This is a genomic window from Ensifer sp. 4252, from assembly GCF_050434565.1.
Lineage (GTDB): Bacteria > Pseudomonadota > Alphaproteobacteria > Rhizobiales > Rhizobiaceae > Ensifer.
This window is the reverse complement of the sequence record NZ_JBNDIU010000025.1, coordinates 61445-82180: the sequence shown is the minus strand read 5'-3', so window position 1 is coordinate 82180 and position 20736 is coordinate 61445. Positions and strand designations below refer to the sequence as shown.

The 20736-nt window shown below is 60.2% G+C and carries 16 protein-coding genes; 12 read left to right on the top strand and 4 right to left on the bottom strand.

The genetic code is table 11. The annotated features are described in order from the left end of the window. The first annotated feature begins 97 nt into the window (after positions 1-97). The 12 genes from ABIE33_RS30530 (at position 98) to ABIE33_RS30475 (ending at position 15462) form a co-directional block, all read left to right on the top strand. A complete protein-coding gene (locus ABIE33_RS30530; RefSeq protein ID WP_429132023.1) occupies positions 98-2176 on the top strand; it encodes an ABC transporter substrate-binding protein in 2079 nt (692 codons plus the stop codon). 78 nt (positions 2177-2254) lie between these two features. After that, a complete protein-coding gene (locus ABIE33_RS30525; RefSeq protein WP_429132021.1) occupies positions 2255-3268 on the top strand; it encodes an ABC transporter permease in 1014 nt (337 codons plus the stop codon). Beyond that, positions 3265-4386, top strand: coding sequence for an ABC transporter permease (locus ABIE33_RS30520; protein WP_429132019.1), 1122 nt, complete (start codon positions 3265-3267; stop codon positions 4384-4386). Before ABIE33_RS30525 ends, ABIE33_RS30520 begins: the two co-directional genes overlap by 4 nt. A 10-nt stretch (positions 4387-4396) precedes the next feature. Further along, positions 4397-6067 carry an ABC transporter ATP-binding protein gene (locus ABIE33_RS30515; RefSeq protein ID WP_429132017.1) on the top strand — a complete coding sequence of 557 codons (1671 nt, stop codon included), beginning with the start codon at positions 4397-4399 and terminating at the stop codon, positions 6065-6067. 17 nt (positions 6068-6084) lie between these two features. Further along, positions 6085-7455, top strand: a complete 1371-nt coding sequence (locus ABIE33_RS30510; protein WP_429132016.1) for an alpha-glucosidase/alpha-galactosidase — start codon at positions 6085-6087, stop codon at positions 7453-7455. Between the two features lie 228 nt (positions 7456-7683). After that, positions 7684-8688 carry a LacI family DNA-binding transcriptional regulator gene (locus ABIE33_RS30505; protein WP_429132014.1) on the top strand — a complete coding sequence of 335 codons (1005 nt, stop codon included), beginning with the start codon at positions 7684-7686 and terminating at the stop codon, positions 8686-8688. A 42-nt stretch (positions 8689-8730) separates the two neighbouring features. Next, on the top strand, positions 8731-10023 hold the full coding sequence (locus ABIE33_RS30500; protein WP_429132011.1) for an ABC transporter substrate-binding protein: 1293 nt from the start codon (positions 8731-8733) through the stop codon (positions 10021-10023). Between the two features lie 96 nt (positions 10024-10119). After that, positions 10120-11055 carry a carbohydrate ABC transporter permease gene (locus ABIE33_RS30495; RefSeq protein ID WP_429132010.1) on the top strand — a complete coding sequence of 312 codons (936 nt, stop codon included), beginning with the start codon at positions 10120-10122 and terminating at the stop codon, positions 11053-11055. Then, the gene (locus ABIE33_RS30490) at positions 11048-11941 is read left to right on the top strand and encodes a carbohydrate ABC transporter permease (RefSeq protein WP_429132008.1); all 894 of its coding nucleotides are present in this window, start codon (positions 11048-11050) and stop codon (positions 11939-11941) included. Before ABIE33_RS30495 ends, ABIE33_RS30490 begins: the two co-directional genes overlap by 8 nt. Positions 11942-11944: 3 nt before the next feature. Next, complete coding sequence (locus ABIE33_RS30485) at positions 11945-13663, top strand: glycoside hydrolase family 32 protein (RefSeq protein WP_429132007.1); 1719 nt, start codon at positions 11945-11947, stop codon at positions 13661-13663. 22 nt (positions 13664-13685) lie between these two features. Next, positions 13686-14732, top strand: a complete 1047-nt coding sequence (locus ABIE33_RS30480; protein WP_429132005.1) for an ABC transporter ATP-binding protein — start codon at positions 13686-13688, stop codon at positions 14730-14732. Positions 14733-15009: 277 nt separating this feature from the next. Then, a complete protein-coding gene (locus ABIE33_RS30475; protein ID WP_429132003.1) occupies positions 15010-15462 on the top strand; it encodes an AAA family ATPase in 453 nt (150 codons plus the stop codon). A 140-nt stretch (positions 15463-15602) separates the two neighbouring features. Here the strand turns inward: ABIE33_RS30475 and ABIE33_RS30470 are convergent, their stop codons facing one another. Genes ABIE33_RS30470 through ABIE33_RS30455 form a run of 4 tightly spaced genes read right to left on the bottom strand, consistent with a single transcriptional unit; the run spans position 15603 to position 20667 of the window. Next, the gene (locus ABIE33_RS30470; RefSeq protein WP_429132001.1) at positions 15603-16691 is read right to left on the bottom strand and encodes an ABC transporter ATP-binding protein; all 1089 of its coding nucleotides are present in this window, start codon (positions 16689-16691) and stop codon (positions 15603-15605) included. Positions 16692-16700: 9 nt separating this feature from the next. Further along, on the bottom strand, positions 16701-18947 hold the full coding sequence (locus ABIE33_RS30465; RefSeq protein ID WP_429131999.1) for a glycoside hydrolase family 2 protein: 2247 nt from the start codon (positions 18945-18947) through the stop codon (positions 16701-16703). An 11-nt stretch (positions 18948-18958) separates the two neighbouring features. Beyond that, positions 18959-19774: a carbohydrate ABC transporter permease gene (locus tag ABIE33_RS30460; RefSeq protein ID WP_429131997.1), complete on the bottom strand. Its 816-nt coding sequence runs from the start codon at positions 19772-19774 to the stop codon at positions 18959-18961. Next, positions 19771-20667: a carbohydrate ABC transporter permease gene (locus ABIE33_RS30455; RefSeq protein WP_429131995.1), complete on the bottom strand. Its 897-nt coding sequence runs from the start codon at positions 20665-20667 to the stop codon at positions 19771-19773. The genes ABIE33_RS30460 and ABIE33_RS30455 overlap by 4 nt, the downstream gene beginning before the upstream one ends. Positions 20668-20736 lie beyond the last annotated feature (69 nt).

Here is a 20736-nt window from a genome sequence, read left to right as displayed (position 1 = left end):
CACTACGCATCCCACGACTGTAGGAAAATGCTTGAGGAGCAAGCCGTGCCGTCTCGGCCCGGCGTGAAGCATGAGGGAGAGAGAAACGATGAACGCAATGCGCCATTTTAGACTGCGAGCCGCCCTGATGGTCGGCGTATCGACCTTTGCCGTGCAAGGCTGGGCTTCCGAGCCGACTGTCGTGCCCGAACAACCGCCATTCCCCGCACAGGCCAAGATCACCTACGTGCCGCGCGATTCCATCCTCGAATACAAGGCTCTGCCGGAATATCGCGAGCCCGAGTGGGTCACCGAGAAGTTCGTGAAAACCGGCAAGCTGCCGCCGGTGGCCGAGCGCCTGCCAAAGGAACCCCTGGTCTTCAAGACGGGCAACATGCCCGACGGTATCGGCGTCTACGGCGACACGATGCGCCACGTGGTCGGCGGGCGCCCGGAAGGCTGGAACTATTCGGCCGGCCAGACGCAAGGTTGGGGCGGCATCGATATCGAAATGTTCGAATGCCTTACCCGTACGGCACCGCTTTACCAAGTCGAGGCAAAGGACATGGAGCCATTGCCGAATCTTGCGAAAAGCTGGGAGTGGTCGGCTGACGGTCACAAGCTGACCATGCATCTGATCGAGGGTGCGAAATGGTCGGACGGCGTTCCGTTTTCGTCTGATGACGTCATGTTCTACTGGGAGGACAACGTCGTCGATCCGAACGTCTCGCCGCTCAACGGAGCGACGCCGGAAACCTTCGGCGAAGGTACGACGCTGAAGGCCATCGACGCCAACACCGTCGAATGGACCTTCAAGGAGGCATTCCCGCGCCAGCATCTCTATTCCATGGCCTATGGCACCTTCTGCCCGGGCCCGGCGCACATCCTGAAAACCAAGCACCCGAAATACAACAAGGAAGTGACCTACGACCAGTACAAGAACGGCTTTCCGCCGGAGTACATGAACATACCTGTCATGGGTGCCTGGGTGCCGGTCGAGTACCGCTCGGACGACATCATCGTGCTGCGTCGAAACCCCTACTACTGGAAGGTCGACGAGGCGGGCAACCAGCTGCCCTATCTGAATGAGATGCACTACAAGCTGTCGACCTGGGCCGACCGCGACGTGCAGGCGATCGCCGGGTCAGGCGACTTCTCCAACCTCGAGCAGCCGGAGAACTTCGTTGAATCCCTGAAGCGCGCGGCATCGGAGACGGCACCCGCACGCCTTGCCTTCGGCGCTCGCCTGATCGGCTACAATCTCCACATGAACTTTTCGGGCAACGGCTGGGGCGATCCGGATGAGCGCGCGAAGGCCGTGCGCGAACTCAATCGCAACGCGGATTTCCGCAAGGCCGTGACAATGGCGATCGACCGCAAGAAGCTCGGGGAGTCGCTCGTCAAGGGGCCTTTCACCGCGATCTATCCCGGCGGGCTGTCTTCCGGCACCAGCTTTTATGATCGCCAGTCGACGGTCTACTATCCCTTTGATCTCGAAGGCGCCAAGGCCCTGCTCGAGAAGGCCGGCTTGAAGGACACGGACGGCAACGGCTTCGTCAACTACCCCGCCGACAAACAGGGCGGCAAGGATGTCGAGATCGTGCTTCTCGTCAGCTCCGAGTACAATACGGACAAGAACCTCGCCGAAGGCGTGGTCGGCCAAATGGAAAAGCTTGGGCTCCGCATCGTCCTCAACTCGCTGGACGGCAAGCAACGGGACGCCACTAACTATGCCGGCCGCTTCGACTGGATGGTTCATCGAAACGGAGCCGAATTGTCCTCCGTCGTGCAGAACACGCCCCAACTTGCAGCCACAGGCCCTCGCACCAGCTGGCATCACCGCGTGCCGGAGAGCGGCGAGCTTGATCTGATGCCGTTCGAAAAAGAGCTCGTTGATATCGTCAACAAGTTCATCGCCAGCAATGACAATGACGAGCGCGCCGATCTGATGAAGCAGTATCAGAAGGTATCGACGAGCAATGTCGATACGGTCGGCCTGACGGAATATCCGGGGGCGCTGGTCATCAACAAGCGCTTCTCCAACATTCCAAGCGGTGCCCCGATCTTCATGTTCAACTGGGCCGAAGACACGATCATCCGGGAAAGGGTCTTTGTCACTGCCGACAAGCAGGGGGATTACGAATTGTTCCCCGAGCAGCTGCCGGGCAAGCCGGGTGAAGGCGGCCCCATCAACTGATCCAGCACAGAGTTCGTTCCGGCCGCAGCCGATCGTGGCCGGAACGATCCCTCAAACACACAAGAGAACCTAACAGCCATGTTCCGATTTCTGCTTGTGCGCATCGCATCCGCCATACCCGTGCTCTTCGTGCTGAGCGTCGTCACTTTCGCGATCATTCAGGCACCGCCGGGCGACTACAGCGACTATATCCGCTCGCAGCTCATCAACCAGGGCGGCGCCTCCTTCGAGGAAGCCGACGCCCAGGCCCAGGCCTACAAGATCGCCAACGGCCTCGATAAGCCGATGGCGGTGCAATACGTCGATTGGCTCACGGGCATCCTGACGCGTGGCGACTTCGGCCACAGCCTGTTTTACAACAAGCCGGTGGCAGACGTGGTCGGCGAACGGCTGCCGCGCACGCTGGCGCTGGCGCTGGTATGTCACATCCTCGCATCGGTCATCGGCATCACCTTCGGCATCCTGGCTGCCACGCGGCAATATTCATGGGTCGACAGCCTGCTATCGGGCATTTCCTTCCTGGGCATGACGGTGCCGCGTTTCCTGATGGCGCTGATCATCGTCTATATTCTGGTCTTCCATTTCAACGTCACCGAGATCAACAGCTTCCATTCCGCCCGCTACGGCGGCGCGCCCTGGTCCTGGGACAAGTTTGTCGATCTCCTGAAGCATGTCTGGCCGGTGATCGCCATCGCCACCTTCGGCGGTCTCGCCTACAACATGCGCGTGATGCGGGGCAATCTGCTCGATACGCTCAACGCCCAATATGTCGAGACTGCCCGTGCCAAGGGTCTGTCGGAGGGTGCCGTCATCATGCGCCATGCGGTGCCGAATGCGCTGCATCCGCTGGTCATGTATCAGGGTGTCGTTCTGCCCTACATGCTGACTGGCGAGATCGAGACGGCGATCATCTTCGCCCTGCCGACCGTCGGACCCGCCATCGTCGGGTCCATGTGGGTCGGCGACGTCTATGTCACCGCCACCTTCATGCTCGTGTTGTCGGCGACGCTCATCATTGGCAACATCATAGCCGATTTACTCCTGGCAATGCTCGACCCGCGGGTGCGCCTTGGCGGAGGTGCACACGCATGAAGGCCGACGTTCAAGACATCATCGCCGTTCCGGTGCCGGCGCCTCATCACGGCAACGAAACCTATCTGGCGCTCGTCTGGCGCCGCCTCAAGCGCTCCTGGACCGGCATGGCTGGCCTCATCCTCGTCTGCCTCCTGATGCTTATGACGATCTTCGCGGAGTTTTTCTCCCCCGTCGATCCGAAGCTCACCGGCGTCGCCTTCGCACCACCACAGATGATCAGCATCACCGACCAAGATGGCAAACTCGTCTGGCCACGCACCTACCAGATAGGCGAGGGCACCGAGCTCGACCCGATCACCTTCCAGCCGATCGTCGGTCCGGACTATGCCAATCCGAAAAACCTCGGTTTTTTCGTCAAGGGGTTCAGCTACCGGCTCCTTGGCCTCGTGCCAACCGACCGACATTTCTTCGGCGCCGTCGACGGAACACCGGTGAATTTCCTCGGCACGGACAAGTTTGGCCGCGATGTGCTGTCGCGCATTTTCCACGGCTCACGCGTATCCCTGATGATCGCGTTGACGGTGGTGTTCATCGTGACCGTCGTCGGAACCACGATCGGCATGGTGTCGGGTTATTTCGGCGGACGTTTCGATGCCTGGATGCAGCGCTTTGTCGAACTGGTGCTGGCATTCCCGCAACTACCGCTCTACCTGGCGCTGACGTCGCTGATCCCCGTGACGGCACCGACCAACGTCTTCCTTGCCTTCGTCATCTTCGTCATGTCGGCGCTCGGCTGGGCGCAGATGTCGCGCGAGGTGCGTGGCAAGACGCTGGCGCTGGCCAGAATAGACTACGTGCGGGCAGCCATGGCGATCGGCGCCACCGATCGCCGCATCATCTTCCAGCACATCTTTCCCAACGTCATGAGCCACGTCATCGTCGCGGTGACGCTGGCGATCCCAAACGTGGTCCTGCTGGAATCGTTCCTCGGCTTCCTCGGTTTCGCGGTCAAGCCGCCGCTGATGTCCTGGGGATTGATGCTCCAGGACACCGCCACTTATTCCGTCATCGGGTCTTATCCCTGGATCCTGTCGCCCGTCGCTTTCGTGCTGATCACCGTCTTTGCGTTCAACGCACTGGGCGATGGTCTGCGCGACGCCGTCGACCCCTATTGAGGAGAAACCCATGGCCCTCGTGGACTTCAACCAGCTTGCCCCCGAACAGCGGCATGATCACGCCGCCGCCATCGGCTCCCCGATCATCGACGCACGCCATGTGGCGGTGAAGTTCAAGGTCGAAGGTGGACTGGTCGATGCGGTGAAAGATGTCTCCTTCCAGCTCTATCGCGGTGAGACGATCGCCGTCGTCGGCGAATCCGGCTCAGGAAAATCGGTCACCGCGCGCACGGTTATGGGGCTGCTGACAAAGCGCGCCAGCGTGTCGGAGCGTTCGAGCATCGATTATGACGGCAAGAACGTGCTGAAGCTCTCCGATCGCCAGCGCCGGGCGCTGCGCGGCAACCGCATCTCGATGATCTTCCAGGAGCCGATGAGTTCGCTCAATCCGGTCTACACCATCGGCGCCCAGATCATCGAGGCGATCCGGGTTCACCAGAAGCTGAGCCGGAAGCAAGCAACCGAGCGCACGCTCGATCTTTTGCGCCAGGTCCAGATCCCCGATCCGGAAGCACGCCTTAACCAATATCCGCACCAGCTGTCGGGCGGCCAGCGGCAGCGCATCATGATTGCCATGGCGCTTGCCAACAATCCCGATGTGCTGATTGCCGACGAGCCGACGACCGCACTCGATGTCACCGTCCAGGCGCAGATCCTCAACCTCATCCGCGATCTGCAGAAGACGCTTGGTATGGCGGTGATCCTAATCACGCATGACCTCACCGTCGTCAGGCAGTTCTCCGACTATGTCTACGTCATGCAGAACGGCGAGGTAAAAGAACACAACACCACGGCCACGCTGTTTGAAAACCCGCAGCACCCCTATACCCGCCATCTGCTCAACTCCGAGCCGAAGGGCATCGCCAACCCGATGCCGCCGGATTCCGCCGCCATTCTGGAAGGTCGCTCGGTGCGTGTTTCCTTCATGCTTCGGGCGGGCGGTTTCTTCAAGCCGCAGCTCAAGGAGTTGGTCGCGGTCGACAGCCTGAGCCTGAAGCTTCATCGTCACGAGACATTGGGGCTCGTTGGCGAATCCGGCTCGGGCAAAACGACCTTCGGCCAAGCCCTGGTCAAGCTGCTGAGAGCCGAGGGCGGGGAAATCCTGTTCAATGGAGAACCGATCCAAAACAAGTCGCGCGACGAGATGCGACCGTTGCGCTCGCGCATGCAGATCGTCTTTCAGGATCCGTTCTCCTCGCTCAATCCGCGCATGTCGGTCGGCCAGATCATCGAGGAAGGGCTGATCGTCAACAGGCTTGGCGCCACCCGCAGCGAGCGCCTGGAGCGGGTGCGCGACGCGTTGGACAGCGCCGGCCTTCCCACCAACATTCTGTCGCGTTTCCCGCACGAGTTTTCAGGCGGTCAGCGGCAGCGCATAGCAATCGCCCGGGCGATCGCGCTGGAGCCCGAGTTCATCTTGCTCGACGAACCGACATCGGCGCTTGATCTATCGGTTCAGGCACAGATCATCGAACTGCTGCGCAAGCTGCAGGACGAGAAGGGACTGAGCTACCTCTTCATCTCCCATGATCTGAAGGTCGTTCGCGCGCTTTGCCACCGGGTGGTGGTGATGCAGCACGGCAAGATCGTTGAAGAGGGGCCGGTCGAGGACGTTCTTACAAATCCCAAGACCGCCTACACGGAACGGCTCGTCAGAGCCGCCTTCGAAGTGGCCGCCTAGCAGAAAAGAGGCATTTCATGACGAGACAACCCAAGATCACCTTCATCGGCGCCGGCTCGACCGTTTTCATGAAGAATATCATCGGCGACGTGCTGCAGCGGCCGGCCTTGTCGGGCGCAAGAATCGCGCTGATGGACATCAATCCACAACGGCTCGAGGAAAGCGAAGTCGTCGTTCGCAAACTGATTTCAACGCTCGGCGCCAAAGCCACCATCGAGTTGCATGCCAACCAGCGCAAGGCGCTCGAAGGTGCCGATTTCGTCGTCGTCGCGTTCCAGATCGGCGGCTTTGAGCCCTGCACGGTCACGGATTTCGAGGTGCCGAAGAAATATGGCCTGCGTCAGACCATCGCCGACACGCTCGGCGTTGGTGGTATCATGCGTGGCCTGCGTACGGTGCCGCATCTGTGGAGCATCTGCGCTGACATGACAGAGGTCTGCCCCGAGGCAATCCTGCTGCAATACGTTAACCCGATGGCGATCAACACCTGGGCGATCGCCGAGAAATACCCTCAAATCAAGCAGGTCGGTCTCTGCCACTCCGTCCAGGGCACGGCGATGGAACTCGCTGAGGATCTGAACATTCCTTACGAGGAGATCCGCTACCGCTCGGCCGGCATCAACCACATGGCGTTCTTCCTCAAGTTCGAGCACCGCCAGCCGGACGGGTCCTATCGCAATCTTTATCCCGATCTGCTGCGCGCCTACTGTGAGGGTCGCGCGCCAAAGCCGGGCTGGAACCCGCGCTGCCCGAACAAGGTTCGCTATGAGATGATGACCAGGCTTGGATATTTCGTCACCGAAAGCTCGGAGCACTTCGCCGAATACACGCCATATTTCATCAAGGAAGGCCGCGACGATCTGATCGAAAAGTTTGGCATCCCGCTCGACGAATATCCCAAGCGCTGCATCGAGCAGGTCGAGCGCTGGAAAGGGCAGGCGGCCGCCTATCGCTCCGCCGACAAGATCGAGGTCAAGCCGTCGAAGGAATATGCCTCGTCGATCATGAATTCCGTCTGGACGGGCGAGCCCTCGGTGATCTACGGCAACCTGCGCAACAATGGCTGCATCACCTCGCTGCCCGCCAACTGCGCGGCAGAAGTGCCGTGCCTCGTCGACGAGAACGGCATACAGCCGACCCTTATCGGGGATCTGCCGCCACAACTGACCGCACTGATCCGCACCAACATCAACGTGCAGGAACTGACGGTCGCCGCGATGATGACCGAGAACCGCGAGCATCTCTATCATGCGGCCATGATGGATCCGCATACGGCGGCCGAGCTCGATCTCGACCAGATCTGGTCGCTCACCGACGACCTGCTTGCCGCTCATGGCAACTGGATCCCGGAATGGGCGCGAAGCGCAAGGAAGGTTCACGCCGCGTAGCTTTTTCTCCCGGTCGCGCGGCGAGGAAGCCCCGGAACCTCCCAGTTTCGGGGTTTTCCTTTTTTCATTTGCCTGACGTGCCGAAAAGAAATGCGCGGATATGTCTCGGCGGGGCAGGGGTGATGGTTGCCTTTTCGCAAACCCTCTTGCAGGCCATTCAATGCCGAAAGATTGACTCAAGGATACCGATCGGGTAGAGATGGGTAACCGTTAACCCAAGGACTGCCCGTGACAACGTCATTGAGCGACATTGCGGAACGCGCCGGCGTTTCCATCAAGACCGTTTCAGGTGCGTTGCACGGCGGCTCCGCGCGGATGTCGGAACAAACGCGGCTGCGCATCAAGGAGATCGCCGAGGAACTGGGTTACGTCACCAACCTGGCCGCGCGGGGCATGCGACAGGGCTGGATGCCGCTGATCGGAGTCGTCGCCGATGACCTGATCACCTCGCCGTTCGCCACCGAAATCATCCGTGGACTGGACGGTGCCGCACGCGCCTCGGACATGGCGGTTTTTGCAATGACACTCGGCGGCGGTCGCGATGTGGCCTCCGTGCTCGAAGAGGTGCGCCGCTTCCGTCCACGCGCGATTGCCTACGCAGCGATGTATCACAAGACGGTATCGCTGCCGGCGGAGTTCGCAGAGACGGTCGGCGTCATGATCAATTGCCGCGAGGCCAATGACAAAGTGACGTCTCTGGTGCCGGACGAGATCGGCGCGGCCCACGAGATCACCAGCTATCTGATCGAAGCTGGCCGCCGGAACATTGCCTTCATCAACCTGCCGGGGCTTCTGGCGGGAGAGTTGCGTGAAGCCGGCTTCCGGCGCGCACTCGGCGAAGCCGGGCTTGACGCAGGTCGAGCCCGCGTGCTGCCGGCGGTCCGCCGCGCGATCTACAGCGACCGGGCCCATAGCCTTGTCCTTTCACATGTAACCGCGCTGATGGATGGCCCGGAGCGCCCGGATGCGATCCTTTGCGGTAACGACCGTGTCGCGATGGAAGTCTACGCCGCGCTGCGACGGGTTGGCGCCCAGATTCCGGATGACGTTGCCGTCGCAAGCTTCGACAACCAGGTGGACATTGCTTCCAGGCTTGATCCCCCGTTGACGACCATGGCTCTGCCGCACCGCGCCATGGGCCGCCTGGCGGCAGACATTCTGCTTACCGAAAATGCCGCCCCCGGCGAGGTGCGCAAACTCGCGTTCCAGTTGGTGGAGCGCTCATCCGTCTGATCAAACTGAAAGACCAAACCCTGATGAGGAGGAGTTACTGTGATGGGTAAACGTTTACTTTCACTACTGATGGCGTCGGCGGCCCTTGCGGCCGCGGGCGTGACTGCCGAAGCGAAAACCGTCCTTCATGTCATGCACCAAGGTGATCCGGGTTGGGTTTCGACCTACGGCGAGGTCGCCAAACGCTTCGAGGCTGCCAATCCGGATGTGGATGTCGAGCTGATCTACGCGCCCCACGATGCCTACAATGAGAAATTCAGCGCCGCGGTCATGTCGAAGCAACTGCCTGACGTCATGGAGCTCGATGCGCCATTTCTCGCCAACTATGTCTGGTCCGGCTATCTGCAGCCGATCAAATCTCTGATCGACCAGGATGTGCTCGATGACATGACGGCATCGAACGTCGCTCAGGGCACCTATCCGATCGACAAGGATCTCTATGCGATCGGCCTGACCGATTCCTCGGTCGTGCTCTACGGCAACAGGAAGTATTTGGAAGCGATCGGCGCCCGCATCCCGAAGTCGGTGGACGATGCCTGGACGCAGGAGGAATTTGAAGGCTACCTCGAAAAGCTCGCCAAGGTCGATGGCGTCAAGTGGCCGATCGACACCTTTCGCGGTTACGGCATCAAGACCGAATGGATCACCTATGCCTACGGCCCGATCCTGCAATCGGCAGGCTGTGATCTGATCGATCGCACGACCTGGAAATCGACCGGCACCCTCGACAGCGACGCCTGCGTTAAAGCCCTGACGATGATGCAGACATGGGTCAAGAACGGCTGGGTCGTGCCACAATCTTCCGGCACCAACCAGTTCTTCGCCGAAGGCCATCCGGCCGCGCTCGCGCTCGGCGGCCACTGGTTCTACGCAGAAGCAGCCGCCTCGATGAAGGACGACATCGTCGTCATGCCGCTGCCGAAGTTCGGACCGAAGGGCGCAAGCCCCAACGGCACCTGGATCTGGGGCATCACAACGGCCTCCGAACATCCGGACATTGCCGGCAAGTTCGTCAGCTTCATGCTGAAGGACAAGCTTTATCGCGAATATACGACGGCCGATTCCGGCTATCCCGGCCTGAAGACCTTCGCGGCGGCATCGCCCTTGTACAACACCGGCGGTCCGCTGGCCGTCGCGTTCGAACAGGCATCCAAGACCGCGGTCGCGCGTCCCCCGCACCCTGCCTATCCCGTCATCACGTCGGTCTTCATGCAGGCGGTGGATGAGATCTTCAATGGCGGCGACGCCAAGGCAGCGTTGTCTGCGGCGGCAGCCAAGATCGACGAGGACATCGAGGAAAACGACGGCTACCCGCCCTTCGACGAGCAGCAGTAAAAAATCGAAGACGGGCCACGATGACGGGGCCGCGAAGGATCTGCCGCCGTCGGGCCCGTCACCGGCCCCGCCTATTGATGTGAGGAGGAGGAGAATATGACATTGCAACAATCAGCCGAGCCCGCGGTTGCGGCTCGTCCCGCCTGGCGCCGGGACAGGGGCCGACTGTTTCAGGAGATCGGTATGCTTGCGCCTGCCGTCGCGCTGCTGACGATTTTCCTGATCGTCCCGTTCCTCCTGTCCTTCTGGACGGCGATGACCAACCAGCCGCTGGTGCCGCGACCAACGCCGGTCCGCTTTGTCGGCTTCGGCAATTTCCTGCGCATCCTTAAAGATGATCTGTTCTGGACATCGCTCTGGAACGTCTCGCGCTTCACCTTCTGGATCCTGCCGGTGCAATGCGGCCTGGCGTTTGCCACTGCGCTGCTGCTGCACCAGAAGATGCCTTTTCAAAATCTCTTTCGCGGCCTGTTCTTTCTGCCTGCGATCACGTCGATGGTCGTCGTCTGCGTCATCTGGGGAACGCTGTTTCAGTACCCAACCGGACCCTTCAACCAGGTGATCGGTTTCCTGTCGGGCGGAACCATCGAACCGATCGACTGGCTCGGAGACCCGAACTGGGCGATGTTCTCGATCGTGCTGCTATCGGCCTGGCAGGCCTACGGCTTCCAGATGATCGTCTATCTCGCCGGTCTCCAATCCATACCGGACGAACTCTATGACGCAGCAAGGATCGACGGCGCAAACGCGCTGCAGCGCTTCTGGCACGTAACAATGCCGGGCTTGCGGCCGACCCATGTCTTCGTGCTGGTGATTACGACGATCCAGGCGTTCAAGCTCTATACCCAGGTTGCCATCCTGACTCAGGGCGGACCCAAGAGCAGCACCGAGACGGTGGTCCACTACATGGTCCGTTCCGGCTTCGAGGAGCAGAAGCTCGGTTATGCTTCGGCCGTATCGGTCATTCTCTTTCTCATCGTTCTCGTTATCGCGCTGCTTCAGCGTCAACTTCTGAGGCGTTTCGATGTCTGATATCGCAATCTCCACACCACACGCGCAGGTAACGCCGGCCCGCTCGGCTGTCGGTTCGCTGCGCATCGTCCAGACGGCCTGCATCCTTGTCATCGCGCTCGTCATCGTCTCACCCTTGTTCATGCTGCTGATTGCCAGCCTGAAGGATGATCGCTTCCAGATCCTGACCGATATGGGGAGTTTCAGGGCGTTCTGGGTCTCCGATCCGACACTCGCCAACTTCGCGGAGGTCGGCAATTTCTCAGGCGAGCTTGCCTTTGGGCGCTATCTGCTGAATTCGCTGATCATCCTCGCGCTGACGGTCGGTTCGGGCCTGATCGTCAATTCCATGGCAGGTTTTGTGCTTGCCTGGGGTTCCGTGCGTGGCCGCGCAGTGATCCTTTCGCTGGTCATAGCCCTCTACGTCATCCCGCAGGAAAGCATCATCATGCCGCTCGTGATCATGGTGTCACGCGCAGGCATGACAGATACGTTCGCGGTGCAGATCGTGCCCTGGATCGCCAGCCCGCTCTATATCTTCCTCTTCTACCAGTTCTTCGCGCAGCTTCCGAAGGAACTCTTCGAGGCGGCGCAGATCGACGGCGCATCGATTTTCCGCATCTACCGGTCGATTTTCCTGCCGCTCAGTCTGCCGGCACTCGCCACCGTTTCGATCCTGATGGGGATCGAGAGCTGGAACCAGTATCTTTGGCCGATACTCGTCACTCAGACCGATTACGCACGGCCGATCGCCGTCGCGATCGCCACGTTCTTCGGTCAGGACAGCATTTATTGGGATCGCGCCATGGCTGCGTCCGTATTGATGATGCTGCCCATCCTCGCCCTATATCTTGCCTTCCAACGCTGGTTCGTCAGTTCCTTCGTTGGCTCGGCCGTGAAAGGTTGATCAATGACAACGCATGCAAATACCGCTCCCGCTCACGCCGGAAACGTCGAGACCATCAGCGCAGTCCTTGCGGATGCGACCACGATCCACATCTGGCTCAAGGCCACACCCACAGGAGCATCGGCCGAGATCTCAGCGTCCGTGGCCGGTCGCGAAATCGGCCGTCTGGTGGTTTCCAACGCTGACGAGTTCGAGCAGCACAGCCTGGAACTGGAAAAGGGCGGTCGAACCGTCCTTGCCTATGACCCGACCACCACGCTCGTCTCCGTTGCCTATGCCTTCCAGCAGGATGTCCTCAGCAAGGGCATCCAGATTCTGCACAGCAGCCACGAAAATGCGGCACCGACGGTCGCCAACGGTTACCATTTTCGCCCACCCTTCGGATGGATGAACGATCCCAACGGATTTGGCCGCTTCGGCGATCATGTCCATCTCTTCTACCAGCACTATCCGCACAGCTTGCGCTGGAACACCATGCATTGGGGCCATGCGGTATCGGAAGACTACGTTCATTGGCGACACTTGCCGATCTTCCTGTTTCCCTCAGCGGACCTTTCGGCCCGCGCCGATGGTCGCGGCGGGGCATTTTCCGGCTCGGCAATTCCGCTATCGTCAAGTGAACCCGGTATTCGGGTCTTCTTCACCGAGCAGGTCAAGGACCGACAGCCGGAAGAGCAGATCCAATTGACGGCCGTGTCGCGGGACCAGATTACAGCCGGCGCCGAAGAGATCATTCTTCCTCAGCGGCCAGCTGGTCTCGACCTGACGCTCGACTTCCGCGATCCCTATGTCTTCAGGGGCCCTGACGGTCGTTGGAAGATGTTGGTCGGCAGCCGCGACCGCGCCGGCGGCGTCGTTTTGCTCTACGAAAGCGGCGACCCGGACGGCGCTTCCGACTGGACTTTCATCGGCATTCTCCACCGGGAAGACCGGTTCGGGATGACGGCGGCAGAGTGCCCTTGCATCGTGCCGCTCGACGGGCCCGCCGACGATCCGACAACACGCTGGGCTCTCATCTTCGGACTGCTGACGAGCCGCGATCCGCAAACGGGACGCCGGAACATCACGGCTGCAACTGTCGGCCGCTTCGATGGCCGCACCTTCGTCAAGGAGTTCGAGCAGGAGCTGGATTTCGCAACCGACGCCTATGCTTTCCAGGCATTCGTGGATCGATCCGGGCCGATCGGCATCGCATGGCTTGCAAACTGGACCGAGGTCTCAAAGAAGATCGACTTTCCAACGGCAATGACGCTGCCTCGCCAGTTGCTGCTGCAACAGGACGCACTGCTGACGCCCCCGGTCGAAACAGTCGCGACGCTGCGCCGGGGCCTGATCGACGAGAGCAAACTCAAGGGGCAGGAGCCGGTCGGCCTCGGCAACGGGGCCGTCGAGATCGTCATCGAGCTCGCGGCGCCGGGTGCGACGTTCCATCTCGAGCTTGATCACCCGGAGGTCGGCCTCGGCGTGCAGCTCGGCCCGGAGGGCCTGATCATCCACTACGCCCCGCCGAACGGCAAGGAGACACCGCGCTACATCGCCGTCGGTGCCAAACCGTCGACGCTGCGCATCTTTCTCGATGTCGGCTCAATTGAAGTCTTTGCCGACAACGGTCGCTGGACGGGGACGAAACGGCTGCCAGGCTTTGCCGCCGTCAGCACCGCACGCCTATTAGCGTCCGCGGGCAACATTGCCGCCGCCACGATCTGGCACCTCGAACTCTGATTGCGCAAGGGGAGGAATAACCATGGCATCCGTCACGATCGAACAGGTCAGAAAGCAATATGGCGCCGTTCCTGTTATTCACGATGTTTCCATCGACATTGAGGATGGCGAGTTCGTCACACTCGTCGGGCCCTCGGGATGCGGCAAGTCGACATTGCTGCGCATGCTTGCCGGTCTCGAAGACATCAGCGGCGGCCAGATACGCATCGGCGGCCGCGTCGTCAACGATATTGCGCCCAAAGAGCGCGATATCGCCATGGTCTTTCAAAGCTACGCGCTCTATCCGCATATGACCGTGGCGGAGAATATGGGGTTCGCGCTGAAGCTGAAGGGACAGGACAAGGCGGCGATCCAAAGCCGGGTAACGGAGGCGGCCGATATCCTGGCACTCGGACCGTTGCTCGACCGCTTGCCCAGGCAGCTGTCCGGAGGCCAGCGCCAACGTGTGGCGATGGGCCGTGCAATTGTCCGTCATCCGCAGGTGTTTCTTTTCGACGAACCGCTGTCAAACCTCGATGCCAAGCTGCGCGTAACCATGCGCGCCGAAATCAAGGATCTGCACCAGCGGCTGAAGACAACGACGGTCTACGTCACGCATGATCAGATCGAGGCAATGACAATGGCAGACCGGATCGTCGTCATGCGTGGCGGCGTCGTCGAGCAGGTCGGCCGGCCGCTCGACCTTTATGATCGGCCAATAAACACCTTTGTCGCCACGTTCATCGGTTCGCCCGCCATGAACCTTTTCCATGGCTCAATCCTCGATGGGCAGTTCGTCACCGATGACGGTAAAGCGCTTCCGCTGCCGCCGGGCTACTCCGGGGGTGCTGCGCGCACCTATGGCATCCGGCCCGAGCATCTGGCTATTGCCGAAAGCGGCATTCCAGCGACGGTCGGCGTGGTGGAGCCGACTGGCGCCGAGACGCATCTGGTCGTCAAGCTCGGCGCTTTGGATACGACATTGGTGATCCGCGATCGTGTGGATGTTCGACCCGGGCAGTCGGTGGCGATCGCCCCTGATCTAGCGAAGATCCACCTCTTCTCGGCGCAGGGCGCGCGATTGAACTGACACGATGGATTTCGTCCATTGCTTGTCTTGACGACCACCTGCGCGCAACGCGCCATATTGCGCGCAGGCGTTGCTTCGGCTAGACCGGCGATTGCCGGCTCGCGCGAAGGGCGCCGATGGTGACAAGCTGCTCAACCGTCGCAAGCGCGAAACCTGAAGCATCCGAAGCAAACAACTCAGCGCCGTCTCCAGCAGCTCTCGACCAGTTGCGACCTTTGAACGAAGTCAACCCGAGACGGTTTGGGCAAAAGGATACTCATCGGCGACGCTGCATCTGATGGTTGGACCACCAGGCTCCGGCAAAACAACGCGGGCGAAGGAACTCGAAAGGGTCTTGCCGGCAGTTCGGCTGACGCCGGACGAGTGGCATCTTCGCCTCTTCGGTCAGGATCTGAACGATCCCGAGCACGACACGAGGCACAGCGCTATAGAAGCACTGCTCTGGGAGACAGCCGGGCGCATACTGATACAAGGTGTTGATGTTATTTTGGACTTTGGCTTCTGGTCTCGGGCTGAGCGCGACGAGTTTCGCAGCCGTGCTGTGCAATTGAGAGCCAACACTATCATTCATTATGTGCCGACGGGGATAGAAGAGATCTTAACCCGCTTGGCGGCCCGGAATGCGTCGCTTCCTGCCACCGCATTCCGCATCCCTGAGGAGATGATCTTGAAATGGGCGCGGATGTTTGAGCCCCCTGCAGATGATGAACTCGCTGCATCGAAAATTTGAAGGCTGGTTGTTACCCTTCTGCAACCTTGCCTGCGAGGTGGAACCGATCTCCCGCCAACGCAAGCGTCACCCGACTACGCGCTTACCGTGCCTGGAAAAACAACTTGCGCCCACGGGGGTGTCCACAGATGTTCGGGGGCCTACCTGATGCGATTACCATCATCACCGAACAGGAATGACCGCGATGCGGCAATGCCGATGCTCAAGGTCTCGCGGCTTGCGATATTGCGGACCTCACCGTGTTCGATGATGATCCGTTCGCTGTCGGAGACATGAGCGTAGACGTAACTGGTATTGCCGAGGTGCTCCGCGACATCGACCTTCACTGTGAGATCCGCGTCACCCTTCCCTTGAGCGAGAAAATGCTCGGGACGAATTCCGAGGGTGACGAGGTCGCCGGTGGCAACGGATGTCGATCTAAGGGGTAGAGACAACGCGACACCGGGCTGGCTCGTCAGCGCCACGGTCACGCGGCCGTCTGCGACGCTTGCGACATGGCCTTTCAGAAAATTCATGCGCGGTGAGCCGATAAAGCCTGCAACAAAGGTGTTTGCCGGGTCGTCGTAGAGATCGAGTGGTGCGCCCACCTGTTCGACAATACCCGACCGCAGGACGACGATCTTGTCGGCTAGTGTCATTGCTTCCACCTGGTCATGCGTCACGTAGATGACGGTCGACTTCAGTTCCTTGTGCAGCTTGGCGATTTCGACGCGCATATGCACACGCAACTCGGCGTCCAGGTTCGATAGCGGCTCGTCGAACAGGAAGACAAGGGGATTGCGTACGATGGCGCGACCGATCGCCACGCGTTGCCGCTGACCGCCCGACAGCGCCTTCGGCTTGCGATCCAGCAGTGGCTCAAGCTCGAGAATTCGTGCCGCGTCGTTGACCCGGCTATCGATCTCCTCTCTCGCCATGCCGGCGAATTTGAGCGCAAAGCCCATATTCTCGCGCACCGTCATGTGTGGATAAAGCGCATAGGACTGAAACACCATCGCAATGCCGCGCTTGGAAGGATCGACATCGTTCATCACCTGGCCGCCGATGGTGAGCTCGCCGGAGGAGATGTCCTCTAGCCCGGCGATCATGCGCAGCAGTGTCGACTTTCCGCAGCCCGATGGGCCAACGAAGACGACAAACTCTCCGGCCTCGATCGACAGATCGACGCCCTTGATGATTTCGAGCGCCCCGAAGCGCTTGCGAATGTCGGTGAGACGGACTTCGGCCATGGCGATTACTCAGCTAACGGTAAAGGTGAGGGACTGGGTATCGAAGCGGCGGCTCTTCACAGTCAGCTCAAGTTTGCCCTTGGCTTCGCCGGCCTCGATCCAGAAACCGGTCGCTCCACCCTTCAGCGTATGATCGGCCGGGCCAATGATCCGGCCGGGACCGGTGAGCGAAAGAATGACGGGCTCCTCGAAATAGGGCAGCAGATTGCCGCATTGGTCGAGCGCGCGCACGACCACCCGCACGGCATCCTTTTCGCAAGCGCGCAGCTCCGTGTCGTCGGCGGTAACCTCCAGCGTCGCCGGGACCGGGTCGGCCGGAAGGGTCAGCGTCTTAACCGGCTTGCCGTCGACGTAGCCGGTGAAGGTGCCCTCGCGCCAGACCCTCCCCCAGGTGCCGAATTCTTCCGGTGTTACGCTGCGCAGGTCGAGAACGACGGGGGGATGCGGCAGATGCGGGTAGTTTTCCCTGTCCGGGTAGATCCGTTTCTCCGGCCATTCGCCGAACTTCACTTCGACATAGTCGCAGTTGGTCAACACGATCAATGGCAGCACGCCGCCGATATTGCGCTCGCCGCGTGCCCAGAAAGTCACCGGCTGAAGCACAACGTTTTCCTTGGGGTCCCCTTGCGAGGCGTAGGCATAGGCGGCCAGTTTCGGTATCCGGTACATATCGAGCACGCCATGATAGCAGATGCGGTCGCCGGCACCGAAGTCCTTGTGCGTGTTGTAGTCGAACATGCACCAGCCGGTGGAGCCGGAAATGTCCTGGTCGCCGGCAACAGCGTTGAGGATCAGGAGATGCCGCGTCACATGCTCGGCCTGGCGCTGTTCCTGGTCGAAACGCTTGGTCGGATACATGTGGCCATTGTATTCGGTGATCATATAGGGGATCGGCCGGCTGATGCCCGTCGTCTCCACCCGATCGCGCAGCACCACGCGTCCACGGTTGTTGCCCGGTAGCTCCTCGTTTCCAAGGATGAAGTCGTTCATCGTGTAAACGTCTTCCAGCAGTTCCGAATTGGTGATGAAGCGCACGCCGCCGGTCTGACGGGTCGAATCAAGTTCGCGGGCAAGACGGTTCGTTTCAGCGTAGAAGGCGTGGTTGTCCTGGCTTTCGTTGATGCGAACGCCCCAGATAATGATCGAGGGATGGTTCCAGTCCCGCTCGATCATGCGGCGCACATTCTCGATCGATTCCTTCTGCCAGGCCTCACCGCCGATATGCTGCCAACCTGGGATTTCCTCGAAAACGAGCAGGCCGATCTCATCGCAGCGCTCTATGAACCATTTCGACTGCGGATAGTGCGATGTGCGCACCACGTTGCAGGCGAGCTCGTACTTAAGGATGTGCGCGTCCTTTTCCTGCGCGCGCCGACCCATGGCATAGCCGGTATGCGGAAAGGCCTGGTGGCGGTTCAATCCGCGCAGTTTCACTGGCCTGCCATTCAGCAGAAACCCTTCCGGCGTGAAGAGTGCGGTGCGGAAGCCGAAGCGCTGCGTCAGCGCGTCGTCCCCGTGTTCGGTCTCGAGTTTGAGTGACAGGGCGTAGAGCGCCGGATTGTCGATATCCCAGAGTTCGATATCGATGAGATCGGGAAAGGTGAACGCCACCTCGTTGCCATCGACCGTGATCGAGGCAGCCGCAACATCGCCACCACCCTTGCGGCGGATCTTTGCAGCAAGCGCGCCGGAGAAGGTGAGCCCTTGCGGATTGGCCAGAAAGACACGAGCAATCACGGACTTCTTTTCAGAGAGCGCGTCCGGCGTCTCGATCTTCACATTGGCGATCGAGACGGGGCTTGTCACTTTCAGCCAGACGTCGCGGTAGATGCCGGCATAGCAGAGGTAGTCGATCTGGCCACCAAAGGGTGGGATCTCGGGGTTCTCAGAGCCGTCGATCTTGACCGTGATCAGGTTTTCGCCACGCGCCAGATGCGGCGTCAGTCGCGCCTCGAACGGCGTATAGCCGTCCTTGTGCGAGATGATTTCCTTGCCGTTCAGATAGACGACGCTATCGGCCATGGCCGCATCGAAGACCAGCGAGACTTCGCGACCCTCGAATTCAGCGCGCCAGTCGAAACGCTTCTGATAGGTGAACGGCTTCTGGTAATCGGTCTCGTCGAAGTAGTTGTAGGGCAGTTCGACGGCGCTGTGCGGCAGCCGCACGGTTTCGCCCGCCTGAAGGGCGTGAACATGCGCTGACTCGAAGTCGTGGCGGAAGACCCAGTTGGCATTGAAGTTTTCAGTAATGCGCATTGACGACGTTCCTATTTTACTGAACCGAGCATGCCCTGCACGAACTGGCGCTGCATGACGAAGAAGACGAGAAGGGTGGGGACGGTGGCGAGGATCGTGCCGATCATGACCACGCCGTAATCGGGGTAGTAGGCGGAGGCGAGCGAGGAGACGACGAGGGTGATCGTCTTGGTCTCGTTCGACTGGAGGACGATGAGTGGCCAGAGGTAGTTGTTCCAGTTGGTCATGAAGACGATGACGAAAGCGGCCGCGTAGGTGGAGCGCATCACCGGAACGTAGATGTAGAGAAAGATTTGCCACTCCTTGAGACCGTCGACCTTGGCCGCATCGCGAAGCTCCGTCTGAAACGCCTTCGTCGACTGGCGAAAGTAGAAAATGATGAAGGCGGACGCGATCGTCGGCAGCATGATCGCGATATGCGTATTGATGAGGCCGCTCTTCGCCATCATCATGAACAGCGGGATCATCAGCGCTGCAAATGGCACCATGAGTGTCAGAAGCACGAGCGCGTAGATGCGGTCGCGCGCCTTGGACCTGAACATCTCAAAGCCGTAGCCGGCAAGTGACGACACGACGATCGTCAGCAGCGTCGCAAGTACCGCCACCTTCGCGGAGTTCCAGAAAACCAATGGCACATCGACCTGTGTGAAGAAGTTGGCGACATTGGTGGCGAAAGCTTCGCCGATGCCCGTTCGGCCGCTGATGATGTCGATCGACGTGTTCGTCGAACTGATCACCATCCAGATGAACGGGAAAATCGACAAAAAGGCTGCCGTCGCAAGGAAGACGTATTGCAGCGCGGTTGTGACCAGGCGCGAGGCGTTCATGAGCGGTCCCTCGCCGCATAGAACTGGAGGAAGGACAGAAGCGCCACCATGATTACGATGACGTAGGAAATGGTCGCGGCGTAGCCGAAACTCGGCATGAAGCGGAAGGTGAGATTATAGATGTAGAGCGAGAGGGTGAGCGTCGCGTTCGCCGGGCCGCCGCGGCCCTCGGTCAGGTTGTAGACTTCGTCGAACAACTGGATCGTACCGATGGTCGAGATGATCGTCGTAAACAGGATCACCGGCTTCAGCATGGGTACGGTGATGTAGACGAAGCGGGCCCAGGCGGGCACGCCATCTATCCTCGCAGCCTCGTAGATCGACTTGTCGATGTTCTGCAAAGCCGCAAGGTAGAAGATCATGTTGTAGCCGGTCCAGCGCCAGGTGATGGCGAGAATGACGAGCACTTTGGCCCAGAAGGGTTCCGTCAGCCAGCCGATCGGCGTGGCGATCAGACCGACCGCCAGAAGGGCGGTGTTCACCACGCCATCGACGGAAAACATGCTTTTGAAAAGCACGGAGTAAGCAACGAGCGAGGCGACGCAGGGTAGGAAAATGGCGGTGCGGAAAAAGCCGATGAACTTCAGCCTGTCGTTGTTCAAAACCGCCGCCAGCAGAAGCGCCAGCGTGATCATGATCGGCACCTGGATGATGAAGAAAGTGACCGTATTCTTCAACGCCTGAAGGAAGACCGGGTCGTTCCATAGCCGCACAACGTTTCCGAAGCCGGCAAACTTCATCATCATACCCTTGCCCGAGAAGAAGGACAGGTAGAGCGAGCGCAAGATCGGGTAGACAAGGAAGATCGCGATGAGGAGCAACGACGGGGCGACGAACAGCCAGCCGTTCAGATCGTAATAGCGCTTCAATCCGCCTGTTTTGCCGGCAGCCATGGGACGCCCTCAAGGAAAAGGGATGACAGTGCGGAAGGCACGCGACGTGATCGCCGCATGCCGCTCCAG